16 protein-coding genes are annotated in these 16,363 nt (G+C 52.8%); 15 read left to right on the top strand and 1 reads right to left on the bottom strand.

Annotated features, from left to right (window positions below; translation table 11 throughout):
- The first annotated feature begins 308 nt into the window (after nucleotides 1-308).
- From EDM54_RS15180 to EDM54_RS15160, 5 genes are all read left to right on the top strand, one after another.
- The gene (locus tag EDM54_RS15180; RefSeq protein ID WP_003387217.1) at nucleotides 309-1,961 is read left to right on the top strand and encodes an acyl-CoA mutase large subunit family protein; all 1,653 of its coding nucleotides are present in this window, start codon (nucleotides 309-311) and stop codon (nucleotides 1,959-1,961) included.
- A 41-nt stretch (nucleotides 1,962-2,002) separates the two neighbouring features.
- Entirely contained in the window at nucleotides 2,003-2,854 is an 852-nt protein-coding gene (gene mce / locus EDM54_RS15175; protein ID WP_003387216.1) for a methylmalonyl-CoA epimerase, read from the top strand.
- Nucleotides 2,847-4,403, top strand: a complete 1,557-nt coding sequence (locus tag EDM54_RS15170; RefSeq protein WP_024984920.1) for an acyl-CoA carboxylase subunit beta — start codon at nucleotides 2,847-2,849, stop codon at nucleotides 4,401-4,403. Before mce ends, EDM54_RS15170 begins: the two co-directional genes overlap by 8 nt.
- 148 nt (nucleotides 4,404-4,551) lie before the next feature.
- Nucleotides 4,552-5,673, top strand: coding sequence for a M20/M25/M40 family metallo-hydrolase (locus EDM54_RS15165; protein WP_122958435.1), 1,122 nt, complete (start codon nucleotides 4,552-4,554; stop codon nucleotides 5,671-5,673).
- Between the two features lie 170 nt (nucleotides 5,674-5,843).
- Nucleotides 5,844-7,031, top strand: a complete 1,188-nt coding sequence (locus EDM54_RS15160; RefSeq protein WP_039070845.1) for a DUF3866 family protein — start codon at nucleotides 5,844-5,846, stop codon at nucleotides 7,029-7,031.
- Here EDM54_RS15160 and mciZ read toward each other — a convergent pair.
- Entirely contained in the window at nucleotides 6,952-7,215 is a 264-nt protein-coding gene (gene mciZ, locus EDM54_RS27395; protein ID WP_081787855.1) for a Z-ring formation inhibitor MciZ, read from the bottom strand. The genes EDM54_RS15160 and mciZ overlap by 80 nt on opposite strands.
- Here mciZ and EDM54_RS15150 point away from each other — a divergent pair.
- From EDM54_RS15150 to EDM54_RS15105, 10 genes are all read left to right on the top strand, one after another.
- Entirely contained in the window at nucleotides 7,198-7,755 is a 558-nt protein-coding gene (locus EDM54_RS15150; protein WP_003387212.1) for an NUDIX domain-containing protein, read from the top strand. The genes mciZ and EDM54_RS15150 overlap by 18 nt on opposite strands.
- A complete protein-coding gene (locus tag EDM54_RS15145; RefSeq protein ID WP_122958416.1) occupies nucleotides 7,742-8,950 on the top strand; it encodes an endonuclease Q family protein in 1,209 nt (402 codons plus the stop codon). The genes EDM54_RS15150 and EDM54_RS15145 overlap by 14 nt, the downstream gene beginning before the upstream one ends.
- Before the next feature lie 57 nt (nucleotides 8,951-9,007).
- Nucleotides 9,008-9,637: a stage II sporulation protein M gene (spoIIM, locus tag EDM54_RS15140; RefSeq protein WP_122958415.1), complete on the top strand. Its 630-nt coding sequence runs from the start codon at nucleotides 9,008-9,010 to the stop codon at nucleotides 9,635-9,637.
- A 91-nt stretch (nucleotides 9,638-9,728) separates the two neighbouring features.
- Nucleotides 9,729-10,193, top strand: a complete 465-nt coding sequence (gene fur / locus EDM54_RS15135; RefSeq protein ID WP_003387207.1) for a ferric iron uptake transcriptional regulator — start codon at nucleotides 9,729-9,731, stop codon at nucleotides 10,191-10,193.
- A 117-nt stretch (nucleotides 10,194-10,310) separates the two neighbouring features.
- Nucleotides 10,311-11,441, top strand: a complete 1,131-nt coding sequence (gene ald, locus EDM54_RS15130) for an alanine dehydrogenase (protein WP_003387206.1) — start codon at nucleotides 10,311-10,313, stop codon at nucleotides 11,439-11,441.
- A 68-nt stretch (nucleotides 11,442-11,509) separates the two neighbouring features.
- On the top strand, nucleotides 11,510-11,749 hold the full coding sequence (locus EDM54_RS15125; protein ID WP_003387205.1) for a DUF4227 family protein: 240 nt from the start codon (nucleotides 11,510-11,512) through the stop codon (nucleotides 11,747-11,749).
- 87 nt (nucleotides 11,750-11,836) lie between these two features.
- Nucleotides 11,837-12,724 carry a site-specific tyrosine recombinase XerD gene (gene xerD / locus EDM54_RS15120; protein WP_003387201.1) on the top strand — a complete coding sequence of 296 codons (888 nt, stop codon included), beginning with the start codon at nucleotides 11,837-11,839 and terminating at the stop codon, nucleotides 12,722-12,724.
- Between the two features lie 86 nt (nucleotides 12,725-12,810).
- A complete protein-coding gene (gene deoB / locus EDM54_RS15115; RefSeq protein ID WP_003387200.1) occupies nucleotides 12,811-13,986 on the top strand; it encodes a phosphopentomutase in 1,176 nt (391 codons plus the stop codon).
- A gap of 52 nt (nucleotides 13,987-14,038) precedes the next feature.
- Nucleotides 14,039-14,848 carry a purine-nucleoside phosphorylase gene (locus EDM54_RS15110; RefSeq protein WP_122958414.1) on the top strand — a complete coding sequence of 270 codons (810 nt, stop codon included), beginning with the start codon at nucleotides 14,039-14,041 and terminating at the stop codon, nucleotides 14,846-14,848.
- 93 nt (nucleotides 14,849-14,941) lie between these two features.
- The gene (locus EDM54_RS15105; RefSeq protein ID WP_003387198.1) at nucleotides 14,942-16,249 is read left to right on the top strand and encodes a pyrimidine-nucleoside phosphorylase; all 1,308 of its coding nucleotides are present in this window, start codon (nucleotides 14,942-14,944) and stop codon (nucleotides 16,247-16,249) included.
- Nucleotides 16,250-16,363 lie beyond the last annotated feature (114 nt).

The raw sequence follows: 16,363 nt of genomic DNA, 5'->3' as shown, positions 1-16,363 counted from the left end.
CTTCCCGGTCGGGAGGGGTTTTTCTTATGATGAACCGTCTGGCTGCCCAGAGGGCCTCTGATCATCGGAAGTAAAAGAACGTTGGAACCACGAGAGCGGCAATCATAATAAAGACCATGATTTTTACCAGTGTTGAATGTTTCGGCATATCGAACCTCCTGAATAGCGCGATTGAAAAATTTACTGCACGAAAAGTGGAAATTGTCGCGTTATTGTGTAACTCGCTGTGCTAGAATTATTGGAAGGAGGAGAAGTTCCTTCCTTCGTTTAGACGATCGGTCATTACATGGAAAACGAGGTGTTTGCAGGTGACTACTAAAGATTGTACCGAACTGTACCGAAAGTGGCAACAAGAGCTGAATGAACGGCTGGCCAAGTCGCCCGAAAGAAAACAGCAGTTTGCCACCTCGTCCGCGATCGAGATCGATCCGCTGTATGTGCCGGATCAGATCGATGATGCTTATATGGAAAATGTCGGATTCCCGGGAGAGTATCCGTATACGCGGGGCGTTCAACCCAATATGTATCGAGGAAGACTGTGGACGATGCGGCAATACGCCGGCTTTGGTTCTGCCGAGGAAACGAATAAGCGGTTCCGCTATCTTCTTGAACAGGGGCAGACCGGGCTGAGCGTTGCCTTTGACCTGCCGACACAGATCGGCTACGACTCGGATGACCCGATGGCAACAGGCGAAGTCGGGAAGGTCGGTGTAGCCATCGATTCGCTGGAGGACATGGAAGTGCTGCTGAACGGCATACCGCTCGACAAGGTAAGCACCTCGATGACGATCAATGCACCAGCATCTGTTTTGCTTGCCATGTATATCGTAGTAGGAGAAAAACAGGGCGTACCGGCAGAGAAGCTGTCAGGTACGATTCAAAATGACATATTGAAGGAATACATTGCCCGGGGCACATATATTTTTCCGCCGCAGCCGTCCATGCGTTTGATTACGGACATCTTTGCCTACTGTGCAGAGAACGTGCCCAAATGGAACACCATTTCCATCAGCGGCTATCACATTCGGGAAGCCGGGTCGACTGCCGTTCAGGAAGTCGCGTTTACGATCGCGGACGGCATCGCATACGTGGAAGCTGCGCTCCAGGCCGGTCTCGACATTGACCGTTTTGCTCCACAGCTATCGTTTTTCTTCAACGGACACAATCACTTTTTCGAAGAGATTGCCAAATTCCGTGCAGCCCGGAGAATGTGGGCTCGCTTGATGAAAGAGAGATACGGAGCAAAAAATCCGAAGTCGTGGCAATTTCGCGTTCATACCCAAACGGGCGGTTCCACGCTGACGGCGCAGCAGCCTGACAATAACATCGTTCGCGTCACCCTGCAGGCACTGGCAGCAGTCCTTGGCGGCACGCAAAGCCTGCATACGAATTCCCGCGACGAGGCGCTCGCCTTGCCGACGGAAGAATCTGCCCGCATCGCGCTGCGGACACAACAGATCATCGCGTTTGAAAGCGGCGTAACAGATACAGTCGACCCTCTGGCAGGTTCCTACTTTGTGGAGTATTTGACAGACCAGATAGAGGCCAAGGCACTTTCCTATTTGGAGAAAATCGAGCAAATGGGCGGTGCCGTAGCTGCTGTGGAAGCGGGGTATATGCAGCGGGAGATTCACAAGCAAGCCTATGAAACGCAGCGAAAAATAGAATCCGGCGAGGAAAAGGTAGTGGGAATGAACTGCTTTCAGCTTGAAAACGAGCCACAGCCGGAGCTGCTTCGCGTAGACCCTGAGCTTGGCAGGAAACAAAAAGAGCGGCTAGATGCACTGCGGGCAAAAAGGAATCAGCAATCAGTTGAACAAACGCTCAATCAGTTGCGCGAAGCAGCACAGGGCAAAGACAACCTGATGCCGTACATTATCGAATGCGTCCGCCATTATGCCACGATTGGAGAGGTCTGCGGCGTATTGCGAAGCGTATTTGGCGAGTACCGGGCGGTTTAGTCAGCAAACAGGAAGGTTCTAGTGACAAGGGGGAGCTATTGATGGAACAGAGGATTCGCGTACTGGTTGCCAAACCAGGGCTCGACGGACACGATCGGGGTGCATTGGTAGTGGCGCAGGCCCTTCGCGACGAAGGGATGGAAGTAGTGTACACGGGGCTCCGTCAGACACCGGCCCAGATCGCCGCAGCTGCGATACAGGAGGATGTCGATTGCGTGGGACTCTCCTGTCTTTCAGGGGCTCACAATGAGCTCTTTCCAGAGGTTGTCCGTCTGCTCAGGGAACAGGGAGCGGATGACATCTTGGTCGTTGGGGGAGGCGTAATTCCACAGGAAGATATCCCCTACTTGAAAGAACACGGAGTAGCGGAAGTTTTCACGCCAGGCACGCCTACCAGTGTGACCGCTGACTTTATCCGTGCCCATGTGAAAAGAAAGCAGTTGACCTTTCAAAAAGCCCCGAAAAAGATTGCCCATATCGGCATAGCTGTGAAAAATCTCGATAAGGCTCTGCCATTTTACACCGAGCAGCTTGGGCTTAACCTGCTCGGGACAGAAGCGGTGGAGAGCGAGCAGGTTCGTGTCGCTTTCCTCGGGGTCGGAGAAAGCCGGATCGAACTGTTGGAGCCGATGAGTGCGGACAGTCCGATCGCCAAATTTATTGACAAGCGCGGCGAAGGCATTCACCATATCGCCTTTGATGTCGAGAACGTGGCGGAGCGTCTGCACCATTTGCAGGCAAACGGCATTCCGCTTATAAATGAAGTGCCCAAGCCGGGAGCGCATGGCGCGCAAATCGCCTTTATCCATCCAAAGGCGGCTGGCGGAGTTCTGTTCGAATTGTGTGAGTATCCGGATACATCTGCAGGTAAGGAGGAAGGCAACGATGAGTGAAGCGATGTTCGAAAAAATCGACGAGATGTACGAGCGAAAACGGAAAGTCGAGATGGGCGGCGGAGACGAGCGCATCGCTGCCCAGCACAATCGCGGCAAGCTGACGGCACGGGAGCGTATCTCGCTTCTGCTCGATCCGGACACGTTTGTCGAGCTGCAGCCATTTGTCAAACACCGGGCGACCAACTTCGGGATGGACAAACTCGACGCTCCAGGCGAAGGGGTAGTGACAGGCTACGGCAAAATCAACGGCCGGCTCGTCTATCTGTTCGCCCAGGACTTTACGGTTTTTGGTGGAGCGCTTGGGGAAATGCATGCCAAAAAAATCGCCAACATTATGGATCTCGCGGCCAAAAACGGCGCACCTGTCATTGGTCTTAACGACTCCGGCGGGGCGCGGATTCAGGAGGGGGTCGTCTCCCTCGACGGTTACGGGCATATCTTCTACCGGAACTCGATCTATTCAGGCGTGATTCCGCAAATCTCCGTCATTCTGGGACCTTGCGCGGGCGGGGCAGTCTATTCCCCGGCGATTACCGATTTCGTTTTTATGGTGGAAAAGACGTCACAGATGTTTATTACGGGACCGAAAGTCATTGAAACGGTAACGGGCGAAAAAATATCCAGCGAAGATCTGGGCGGCGCTTCTGTCCACTCTGCCATCAGTGGAAACGCGCATTTTACCGCCGCAACAGAAGAAGAGGTGTTGCTGCAAGTGCGCAACCTGCTGAGCTTCCTGCCGCAAAATTACCGGGAAGAACCGCCGGTAAAAGCATATAGCGGGGATGAGGGGGACTGGCTGGAAGAGCTGATCGACCTGGTCCCGGTAGCGGGCACCAAGGTGTATGACGTAAAAAAAGTGCTGGAAAAGATTGTGGATCATGGAGAGTTTTTAGAAGTACAGCCGGATTTCGCCCGCAATATCGTGGTCGGCTTTGGGCGTATCGACGGACAAAGCGTGGGGCTGATCGCCAACCAGCCAAAGGTGATGGCAGGCGGTTTGGATATCGACTCATCCGACAAGCTGGCACGGTTTATCCGGACATGTGACTGCTACAACATTCCGTTGATTACATTCGTCGATGTGACCGGCTTTTTCCCCGGCATTAACCAGGAACACGGCGGGATCATCAGGCATGGTGCAAAAATATTGTTTGCTTACTCCGAGGCGACAGTGCCGAAAATCAGTGTCATTACGCGAAAAGCGTACGGCGGTGCTTACGTGGCCCTCAATTCCAAGGCCATCGGTGCAGACGTCGTCTATGCCTGGCCGAATGCCGAGATCGCGGTCATGGGCCCGGAAGGAGCGGCCAACGTGATCTTTGCCCGCGACATCGAACAGAGCGCTGATCCGGTGGCTACCCGCCAGGCCAAGATTGCCGAGTATCGCGAGCGCTTTGCCAATCCGTATGTGGCAGCAGAAAACGGAATGGTGGATGACGTGATCGATCCGCGGGAAACCCGCAAATATTTAAAACGGTCGCTGGAAATGCTGAGAAACAAAGAAGAGCGCCGTCCTTCCAAGAAACACGGAAATATCCCCCTGTAAACAAGCAGAAAAAGGCTGGCACGACATGGTAGAAAAAATTTTTTTGCTGTATACTTGTAACAGGTAGACAATGCTATCATCTGGCATTTTCATTAGACAAGCCCCGCGGGTTGCCGTATTGGCCCTGCGGGGGCTTTATTCGGGAGGAATTGTCGTGATCAACCAGGAGCGATTGCTAAACGAGTTTTTGGAGCTCGTACAAATCGACAGTGAAACCAAAAACGAAGAGCAAATCAACAAAGTGCTGAAGGACAAGCTGATTGAAATGGGCTTCACCGTTGAGGAAGACGACGCAGCGGCCAAGACGGGCCACGGCGGAAACAACCTCATTGCCACGCTGGAGGGAAATGCCAAAGGTCCGGCTATTCTGTTCAGCAGCCACATGGATACGGTCGTTCCAGGCAACGGCGTCAAACCGCAAGTTCGTGACGGCTACGTCTACTCCGACGGGACTACGATTTTGGGTGCGGACGACAAAGCCGGGATCGCAGCGATTTTTGAAGCGATTCGGACACTGAAGGAAAAAAATCTGCCGCATCCGACTATCCAGGTTGTCCTGACTGTCGGTGAAGAATCCGGTCTCGTCGGTTCACGCGCCATGGATTCCAGCCTGCTGAAGGCCGAGATGGGCTTCATCCTCGATTCGGAAGGTCCGGTCGGAGCGATTACGGTAGCAGGGGCTGGACAGTATCGTATCGTGACCAAAATTCACGGAAAAGCCGCTCACGCAGGGGTAAATCCGGAAGACGGAATCAGTGCGATCACGATTGCCAGCAAAGCCATTTCCCGCATGTCCCTGGGTCGCATTGACGCCGATACGACGGCCAATATCGGCCGATTTGAAGGCGGCAAGGCATACAACATCGTGACGGACTATGTAGAGGTATGGTCGGAAGCGCGCAGCCTTGTAATGGATAAGCTGGAGGCGCAGGTAAAAAGCATGACTACCGCTTTTGAAGAGGCAGCTGCGGAAATGGGCGGGAAGTGCGAAAACGATGTCATTTTTATGTATCACGGCTACAAGTTTAATGAAGAAACGCCTGTTGTTCAAAAAGCGATTGGCGCAGTGAAGCGCATCGGCCGCAATCCCGAGCTGGTATCGAGCGGTGGCGGCAGCGACGGCAACGTCTTTAACGGCTACAACATCCCGAGCGTAAACTTTGCGATCGGCTACGAAGACATCCATACCAAGAACGAGCGGATGCCGATTGCTGAGCTCAACAAAGCGTCCGAACTCGTGTTGGCGGTTATTGCAGAAGTTCTTGAGTAAAGCGAAAACGATACAATTAAAATGAAGAAGCACAACGCGAAGTGCCGGGTCTTCCATGGGGAGACCTGGTTCTTTTTTTTGCCTGATTCCCATAATTTATCAAAAAGGTACTGGTCTTTGCCGAATTGGTGTTTTGATCAAGGAAGCTGGCGAAAGCGGGGGGATGTGCAGTGCTTCGCCTGGAATCGGGGGTTGTGAAGCAGGTTCTGCTCAAAAGACAAGGCATGCAGGTTCTGGAGGTTTTTTTGCCTGAAACCAGCCAAACCGAACACGCTATTTCATACTCGCAGGAGCATTACGAGGAAGGCGAGGAGCTCCTGATAAATACGACAGCCATTCGACTCCAATTGGGTACGGGAGGGTATCATATTGTAGTAGGAAAATCGGCAGAGAAAAATCCGGTCGATGTATATCCGAGCACGTGGGGCCACGTCATGAAAATGCGGTATGCTCCGTGGCAATTAGCTGTGGATAGCGTGGAAGAGCAGCATAGCCCCTATCACGCGCTGTTCAACAATGAACAGGTCTCATTGGAGGGGACCCCTGTATTGATCGGAGAGCTTCACAGTCTGCTGCCGGCAGTGGCGTCAGCAATCAAACAAACCGACTCAGACCTGAGAGCTGTCTATGTCATGCCCGATGCGGCATCATTGCCAATCGGCTTGAGCCAACAGGCAGACCATTTAAAGCGGAAAGGGCTGCTTGGCAGCACGGTCACGACCGGACATGCGTGGGGCGGAGATTTGGAAACCGTTTCGATTCACAACGGTTTATTAGCTGCCCGTCACGTAGCACAAGCTGACATCATTCTATGCATCTTGGGGCCCGGTGTGGCAGGGACGGCCACTACATTCGGCTTTTCAGGAATGCAGTTGGCTGAAGTAACGCATGCTGTCAGCCTGCTTGGAGGCGTCCCGTTTTTTATACCGCGCATCAGTTTTTCCGACCCTAGGGAGCGGCATCTGGGCGTAAGCCATCACACGATTACGGTGCTGAAAAGGTTTGCGCTTCGTCCAGCCATCGTACCCGTCCCCGTATGGGATGACGAACGCGATAGCCGTATCGCGAGGCAAATGGACGGCATCTGCCAACAGACAGACCATCTTGTCCTGCGTGCAGCCGCACCAGCAGAGGAAGAATTGGATGAGCTGGAGCGCATGTATGACCTGCACTTTTCCACGATGGGCCGAGGCTGGCGGCAAGACCCGGCACCGTTTCAGACAGCTGCTTTGGCCGGGGTGCTTGCGGCAAAGAGCATTCCCTACATAAAAGACAGCATTAGCGACGCGACGAATTGCTGCGTCGGGCGAGATATTCTTGCAAGGTTAGGTCTTTTTTTGACCAGGAGCGGAGTGTAGCGCGAATTTCCCACGCTTTTCCTACCATCCGAATCTGCTTTTCGTCCACATAGGTTTTCATCCTCTCTCTCCTCCTATACAATATGGATTGGACAAGTGTCTTGCTCAAAGCATATGGAGAGACATTCCTGTTTAGAACCAGCCAAACGCAAAGGGTGATGAACCGATGAAGGATACACAGCATTTGTACGAGAAAACGATTTCCAGCCAGACGATTTATGAAGGCAAGGTCATTACGTTGAAAGTGGATGAAGTGCTGCTGCCCAACGGCCATACAGCGAAGCGGGAGATTGTCACCCATCAGGGGGCCGTTGCCGTTATGGCTTTGACCGATGAAGGAAAATTGGTAGCGGTCCGCCAGTTCCGCAAGCCGCTGGAGCAAGTGATCGTCGAGCTTCCTGCTGGAAAGCTTGAGCCCGGCGAGGAGCCGCTTGCATGTGCCAAGCGCGAATTGCAGGAGGAGACGGGGTACCAGGCCAAAGATTATACCCTTCTCAGTTCTTTTTACACCTCTCCAGGGTTTGCCAATGAAATTCTCCACCTCTACCTGGCAACCGGACTGACAAAGGGAGAGAGTCAACCCGATGAAGACGAGTTTGTAGAGGTTTTGGAGCTTACATTGGAAGAGGCCCACGAGCTTCATCGACTCGGGGAGATTCGGGATGCAAAAACAGTAGCGGCATTGTTCGCGTGGGAAAATCGGTTGTTGCATGGCAAAAAATAAGCAGAGCGCGCTGCCGGAGTTTTTTTGTGACATGCATATCCACGTCGGGGGGACATGGACCGGAAAGCCCGTCAAAATCACGGCTTCGCGGCAAATGACTTTGACGAGAATCCTGGAAGAGGCGTCGGAGCGAAAAGGCATGGACATGATCGGGATTATCGACGCCCATTCGCCGGAGGTGCAGGAGGAGCTCCAGCATCTCATCGACCAAGGACATGCAGCAGAGCACAAGGATGGAGGCGTGCAGTACAAACAGACCATGCTGATCCTAGGCTGTGAGGTGGAGATCAAGGAGACAGCCAGAGGAGAAGCGCATTTTCTCTGCTATCTGCCCGATCTGGCAAGGATGAGGCTGTTTACGAAATGGCTTTCCCAGCGCTGCAAAAATGTGCAGCTCAGCTCGCAGCGCATTCGTACGACATTGCGGGAGCTGCAGCAGGTGATTGCCGATTGGGGCGGAGTCGTTGTTCCCGCACATATTTTCACCCCGCATAAAGGCTTATACGGAAGCTGTACGGATTCGCTGGCTGAATTGATGGATCCGAGCCTGATTTATGCGGTGGAATTGGGGCTTAGCGCCAATACGAAAATGGCGGATCGCTTGCTGGAGCTGCATGAAAAGACGTTTTTGACCAATTCCGATGCACATTCCTTGGCGAAAATCGGCAGGGAGTACCAATCCATTGCACTGGGTGAACGCTCGTTCCTGGAATGGGTGAAGGCGCTGCGCAGGGAAGAAGGGCGCGGGGTCAGCGTAAACTATGGCCTTCATCCCCAGCTCGGGAAGTACCATCAGACTGCCTGTCAATCGTGCCAATCGACACAGCCGGCGAACGAGCAGGGACGCTGTCCGCAATGCGGATTCAAGCGTGTGGTTCGAGGTGTATACGACCGGATCGCCCAACTGGCAGATGCGCCTGCAGGAGTGCATCCTCCGTTTCGGCCGCCGTATATAGAGCAGGTCCCGCTGGAGTTTATCCCTGGAGTAGGTCCGAAGCTGCGGGAAAAACTCTATGAGCGCTTTGGAACGGAAATGTCCATCTTGCATCGGACAAGGCAGGAGGAGCTCGCGAGCATTACAGGAGACCGTATTGCAGAGCTGATCGTTTTGGCCAGAGAGGGGCGGCTGGTGGTAAAAGCAGGTGGGGCCGGCACGTATGGCAAGATCCTCCCTTTGCGCGAGGACAAGTCATAGGCGACAGCCCGTCCGCATAAGCTGTATAAGAATCAGCGAAGCGGGAGGCGAGCTGCTGTGCGGTCGCGAATTGGACAAACAATCCACGTATATTCGAAAGAGCACCAATCACTCTACTGGTTTACGATCGTTCTGTTTACGATGGGAATTATTTTTGGCGCGGTTATCGTCAATTCACTGCCGCTCGCGCAAAGGCAAGAGCTGTTCGGATTTCTCCAGTTTTTTTTCAGCAGTATCGGGGAAAAGGGCATTCCCGAACCGAACATGCATTTTCAGCAGTCGTTCGGCTACTATGCAAAAACAGTCGGGATCATGTGGGTGCTGGGGTTGTCCATAATCGGCCTGCCGATGATTTTGCTCCTTCTGTTTTTAAAAGGCGTAGTCATCGGCTTTACGGTCGGTTTTCTCGTCAACCAGCTGCAATGGCAAGGAGTCACCTTTGCGCTGATGGGCGTATTGCCGCAAAATCTGTTGGTTGTTCCGGCCTTGATGATCGTGGGAGTAAGCGGGATTTCTTTTTCACTCAGGTTGATCAGAACGAGGTTGTTATCCAAACGAGATGTGATCATGCCTCATTTCATGGGGTATTCCTTGCTCGTGCTTGCGATGCTGGCGGTTCTGACGATTGCGGCGATGTTTGAAACCTTTGTCTCGCCGAAGCTGATGCAGATCGTGCTCAATCAATAATTATTCTCAAGTAAGAACTTATGTATTTGACTTCTAGGATGCCCCTCTACTATAATAGGAGCAGGTTTCATGTGAGCGGGGAGGGGCAAGCATGTTGGAAGAAAAGTTAGAGAAGATCAAGCAGCAACTTCATTCCCAAAACTATAAACTGACGCCACAACGTGAAGCCACTGTTCGCGTGTTGCTGGAGAACGAGGAAGATCATCTGAGTGCGGAAGACGTCTATCTGCTCGTGAAAGAAAAAGCCCCTGAAATAGGCTTGGCTACGGTCTATCGTACGCTGGAATTGCTGAGTGAGTTGAAGATCATCCACAAGATGAACTTTGGAGACGGAGTCGCCAGGTACGACCTGCGTGACGATAATTCTGAGTATCACCATCATCACTTGATCTGCAACAACTGTGGCTCGGTAGATGAAATTTTTGAGGACCTCCTTGTATCCGCAGAAGAAAAGGTAAAGAATGTTTACAACTTTTATATTACCGATCACCGCCTGTCATTCTACGGCATTTGCAGCCGCTGTATCGACAAGGTCAACGTGGAGGACTTCAAGTAAAAAACTTCTCTTTCAAAAGGAGAAGTTTTTCTTGTTTTGACGCTTTTGGCTGTTAGAGATTCACTTCGGGAGGCATCATAAGGAAAGTGAATGCCAAGTGAAGGAGGCGGCAAAAGCGTGATTATTGGAGTCCCAAAAGAGCTGAAGAACAACGAAAACAGGGTAGGATTGACCCCGGCAGGCGTAAGCGCCTACAGGCAGGCGGGACATCGGGTACTCGTGGAGACACTGGCTGGAGCGGGCTCTGGCTTTTTTGATGAGGACTATCTCGCGGCCGGTGCGGAAATCTTCAGCAGCGCCAGGGAAGTTTGGCAGCATGCAGACATGATCTGCAAGGTAAAGGAACCGTTGCCGGAGGAATACGCATATTTTCGGGAAAATCTGATCCTGTTTACATATTTGCATCTCGCACCGGAAAGAGAGCTGACAGCAGAGCTGTGCGCCAAAAAAGTGGTGGCGATCGCTTATGAAACGATCCAGACCGATGACGGGTCGCTGCCGCTGCTCATGCCGATGAGCGAGGTGGCAGGACGGATGTCTGTACAGATCGGCGCCCAATTTTTGGAGAAGCCTCACGGCGGAAAGGGCATCCTTTTGGGAGGGGTGCCAGGTGTTCCGCCGGCGCACGTAGTCATTGTCGGTGGCGGCATTGTCGGGACGAATGCGGCCAGAATGGCTGTCGGAATGGGGGCAAGGGTAACGCTGCTTGATATTCATGCAGGCAGGCTGCGTGAGCTGGATGACCTGTTCCGGGGGCGTCTGCATACGCTCATGTCCAATCACTACAATATTGCCGAGGCTGTACAATCAGCGGACCTTTTGATCGGTGCGGTCCTGATTCCGGGAGCAAGGGCTCCCAAACTGGTCACGGAGGAAATGGTAAAATCGATGGCTCCCGGTTCCGTCATCGTGGATGTGGCGATTGACCAGGGGGGATCGATCGAGACAATCGACCGGATTACGACCCACAGCGATCCGACCTACGTAAAGCATGGAGTCGTCCATTATGCGGTTGCCAACATGCCTGGAGCGGTTCCCCGCACCTCAACCATCGCCTTGACCAATGTCACCATTCCCTACGGGCTGATGATTGCCAACAAAGGGTACCGCACTGCTATCGCCCAAAGCCGGGCGCTCGCTCGCGGGGTCAATGTGCTCAACGGCCACGTCGTGTATGAAGCAGTAGCCAGATCCTTGAACGTTCCCTTTGTACCGCTTGACGACGTCCTCCAAGACCTTCCCACATAAGCGGGCTGAATGGATTTTTCAATGGCGCATATATATGGAAGGAACGATAACAGGGAGGAAGTCGGCACATGCGAATACCGGTTCGACGATTCATGGAGATCTTGCGCTTTTTTCTCCTGTTTGTCACCTGCACATTGATTTCGTACGGGATTATCTCTCTGCTTACCGATAAACTGTGGTCCGGGAACCAATACCGGGAGCCAAACGGCAATGCGGTAAAAGTCGTGAAGCTCGTCAATACATCTGCTCCAAAGGATTTGGACGGATATATGGCGAGGCTGCAGCTGTTCTATCTGACAGGGGAATAGAGGGGCATTTTTCCTCCAAAAAAGAGGACTTTTCCTTTTCGTGTGGAAAGCAATACGAGATACTTTTCACCTGAAGGGGACAACTTCATGGACATGCTGATTGATCATTTTATCCATTTTCTTTCCGTCGAAAAGGGGCTTTCACCAAATACACTGGAATCATATCAACGGGATATGGTTGCCTATACCAACTATCTGCGGGAGCAGGGAATCACCCGGATAGAAGACTCTACCCGGACACAGATCATCGGGTATTTGATGAGTTTGCAGGAAAAAGGCAGGGCTACGGCGACACTTTCCCGTAATATGGCTTCGATACGGGCCTTTTATCAATTTCTCGTACGCGACAAGTTTATCGACAAAGACCCGTCGATTCATTTGGAAACGCCCAAAATTGAAAAAAGGCTGCCCAAGGTATTATCGGTGGAAGAGGTGGAGCGTCTGCTCGACAGCCCGCCCATGAATCATCCCGCAGGTCTACGCGACAAAGCGATGCTGGAGCTTCTGTACGCCACAGGCATCCGCGTGTCGGAATTGGTGAATCTCAGCGTCTTGGATGTGAATCTGGAGATGGGGTTTGTCAAATGCATGGGCAAAGGGTCAAAGGAACGCATCATCCCGCTCGGTTCGGTCGCCATTCAAATGGTACGGCATTATTTGCAGGCAGGGCGGCCCCGGCTTGTAAAAGAGCAGGGGGAGACTGCGCTGTTCCTGAACCATGTGGGCAAGCAGATTACCAGGCAGGGCTTTTGGAAAATTATTAAGCGATATGCGCAAAAAGCAAATGTCAGAGCAGAAATTACTCCGCATACCCTGCGCCATTCCTTTGCCACGCATCTGCTCGAGAACGGTGCAGATCTCCGTTCCGTGCAGGAAATGCTCGGCCATGCAGACATTTCTACGACCCAGATTTACACGCACGTGACCAGAACCCGGATTAAGGATATTTACGCAAAAACCCACCCGAGAGCATAGTCTCTCTTTTTTTCCTCGTCAGACGTCTGACGACTATCCTTACACCTGGGTGCATTCTTCATACTTACTTGTAGGAGGCGGTTTTTTTGCCACGTTTTTCTCGTGTTTTCTTGATTGTGATGGACAGCGTCGGGATCGGCGAATTGCCTGACGCCCCCCGTTTTCAAGACGAGGGTGCCCATACGCTCGGCCATATTGCCGAACGAGTAGAAGGCTTTGCTCTTCCGCATTTGCAAGCACTGGGCCTGGGGAATATCGCTCCTTTGGCCAATGTCCCTGCTGCGCAGCAGCCAAAAGCCCATTATGGGAAAATGAATGAAGTTTCTATCGGAAAGGACACAACGACAGGGCATTGGGAAATTATGGGTCTGCACGTATCCACACCGTTCCGCACATACCCGGATGGTTTTCCGACCGAGCTGATCCACGAGTTCGAAGAGAGGATCGGACGCAAGGTGCTGGGCAACAAGGTCGCTTCCGGCACAGACATTCTCGATGAGCTGGGCGAAGAGCATATGCGGACTGGCAACGTCATTGTCTACACTTCTGCGGACAGTGTGTTCCAGGTGGCAGCCCACGAGGAAGTGGTCCCGCTGGAAGAATTGTATCGCATCTGTCAGGTTGCCCGGGAGCTGACTTTGCGTGACGAGTTTGCCGTCACCCGCGTCATCGCCCGCCCGTTCGTAGGCCAGCCCGGCTCCTTTGTCCGTACAGCCAATCGGCATGATTACTCCGTTAAGCCGTTCGCGCCGACAGTGATGAACCGGCTCCAGGATGCGGGACTGGCTTCTATTGCGATCGGTAAAATCAGTGATATTTACGCAGATGAAGGGGTTACGAAAGCGATTCGGACCAAGGACAATATGGATGGGGTCGATCAATTGCTGGGTACGATGAAAGAGTCGTTTACCGGCCTCAGCTTCGTAAACCTGGTCGACTTCGATGCGAAATTCGGACATCGCCGCGATCCGGAAGGGTATGGCAAGGCGCTGATGGAATTTGACGCACGCATCCCTGAGCTTATCTCTTCCCTGGGGGAGGAAGATCTGCTGATCATCACTGCCGATCACGGAAATGATCCGGTTCATCACGGAACCGACCATACGCGCGAATACGTTCCGCTGCTCATTTACCACAAAGGGATAGCCACAGGCAGCCATTTGGGCATTCGCAGCACATTTGCCGACATCGGCGCAACCATCGCGGACAATTTTGGCGTCCAGCCGCCAGCCATTGGGGAAAGCTTTCTTTCCAAACTGTAAATGCGGGCATGCAATACGCAATCATTTCGATAGTATGAGAGGAGTTTGACAGATGACAACATATCAAGACGCAATCCGCTACATCGAACCAAAGCTGAGCGAGAAGCCTACCATTGGGCTTGTTCTCGGGTCTGGTCTGGGCGTACTGGCAGACGAGATCGAAAATCCGGTGATCATTCCGTATCATGAGATTCCTGGCTTCACGGTTTCTACCGTCGTCGGACACAAAGGCCAGCTTGTCATCGGCAAGCTGCAGGGCAAACAAGTGGTCGCGATGCAGGGCCGCTTCCATTACTACGAGGGACACGGGCTTGATGCGGTCGTCTTCCCGATCCGCGTCATGAAAATGCTCGGTGTTGAAACGATTATTGTTACGAATGCCGCAGGGGGCATTAATGAAAACTACCAGCCCGGAAACCTGATGCTGATTGCCGATCATATCAATATGACGTTCCGCAACCCGCTCATCGGACCAAACGACGAGCAATTGGGAGCGCGCTTCCCGGATATGTCAGAGGCGTATTCGAAGGCGCTGCGCGGATTGGCAAAAGAGGTAGCTGCCGAGCAAGGCATCGAGCTTCAGGAAGGGGTCTATGTCGGACTGCTCGGCCCATCCTACGAGACTCCGGCAGAAATCCGCATGCTGCGCATTCTCGGCGGAGATGCGGTCGGAATGTCGACAGTACCGGAAGTGATTGTGGCGAAACACATGAAAATGAACGTTCTCGGCATCTCCTGCATCAGCAACATGGCTGCCGGAATTCTGGAGCAACCGCTGTCTCACGAGGAAGTCATGGAAACGACGGAAAAAGTGAAAGCGCAGTTCCTGTCGCTGATTAACGGCATTGTCGCAAAGCTGTAAGAGCGGTGGAAAGGAGGGTATGTTCATGCTTCATACCCTTCTTTCCTGTTGCTCCCTGGGCTTGGGGAAAGACTGTCTACGAGGTGAATAATCATGCGCATGGTCGATATCATTGCGAAAAAAAGAGATGGCCTGGAGCTTTCCAGCGAGGAAATTCAATTCCTGGTTAGCGGTTATACAGACGGAAGCATTCCGGATTATCAGATGTCCGCTTGGGCGATGGCAGTCCTGCTGCGCGGCATGACTCCGCGTGAAACGGGCGACCTGACGCTGGCTATGGCGGGTTCGGGCGAGCAGCTTGATTTGTCCTCTCTGAAAGGAATCAAAGTTGACAAGCACAGTACAGGCGGCGTTGGTGATAAAACGACGCTTGTTGTGGCTCCTCTCGTTGCCGCGGCCGGGATTCCCGTTGCCAAAATGTCAGGACGAGGCCTGGGGCACTCCGGAGGGACGATTGACAAGCTGGAGTCGTTTGCCGGCTTCCAGGTGGAACGGACGAGAGAACAATTTTTGCAGCAAGTACGGGAAATCGGCGTATCGGTGATCGGCCAATCGGGGAATCTGACCCCGGCAGACAAGAAGCTATATGCCTTGCGGGACGTGACCGCAACGGTAGAAGCGGTTCCGCTGATCGCGAGCTCCATCATGTCCAAAAAAATAGCGGCCGGGGCCGATGCGATCCTGCTGGACGTAAAGGTCGGCAAAGGCGCTTTCATGAAGACGCTGGAACAGGCGGAAACGCTTGCATCAGCCATGGTCCAAATCGGCACGCAGGTAGGAAGAAGGACGGTCGCAGTCATCAGTGATATGAATCAACCTCTCGGCTTTGCTGTGGGCAACGCATTAGAGGTCAAAGAAGCGATTGACACACTCGCTGGAAGAGGACCGAAGGATTTGACCGAGCTGGCGCTTGCGATCGGAGCGCATATGCTCGTACTCGGCGAGCTCGTGGCAGACGTCGAAGAGGGCCGAAAGCGCCTGGAAGAGATTATGGACAGCGGGAAAGCCGTGGAAAAGCTCGCCCAGATGATCGAGGCCCAGGGTGGTAACAAAGAGGATGTATACAACCCTGACCGACTGCCCAAGGCGTCTTTGACAGCCGAGGTGAAAGCGAGCCAGGACGGTTATATCTCTGCAATTGATGCGGAGACAGTCGGGCATGCGTCGGTAGTGTTGGGGGCGGGCAGACTGACCAAGGAAATGCCGATTGATCTGGCTGTCGGCATCGTGCTGGCCAAGAAGCGGGGCGATCAAGTGCGCAAGGGCGATGTACTGGCTACCGTACATGCCAATGACGAGATATTGCTCAAGCAAGCGGTAGAAGAGTTGAAAGGCGCATATACTTATGATAGCGAGTCATTGATCGATCAACCATTAATTTACAAAATCATAACCGAATAGGTTTCCTGTAAAACAAATAACGTCGGACGAAATGTCCGGCGTTTGTTCTCCAGGAGATTTGCTGAAAACGCTTTCCCAAACTTTGGAAAATCGAGTGAAGACACTGGTTTATGC

It is taken from the genome of Brevibacillus borstelensis (assembly GCF_003710865.1).
In the GTDB taxonomy this organism is placed as follows: domain Bacteria; phylum Bacillota; class Bacilli; order Brevibacillales; family Brevibacillaceae; genus Brevibacillus; species Brevibacillus borstelensis.
Note: the sequence above shows the minus strand (reverse complement) of the source record. Positions and strands in the feature narration are given on the sequence as shown.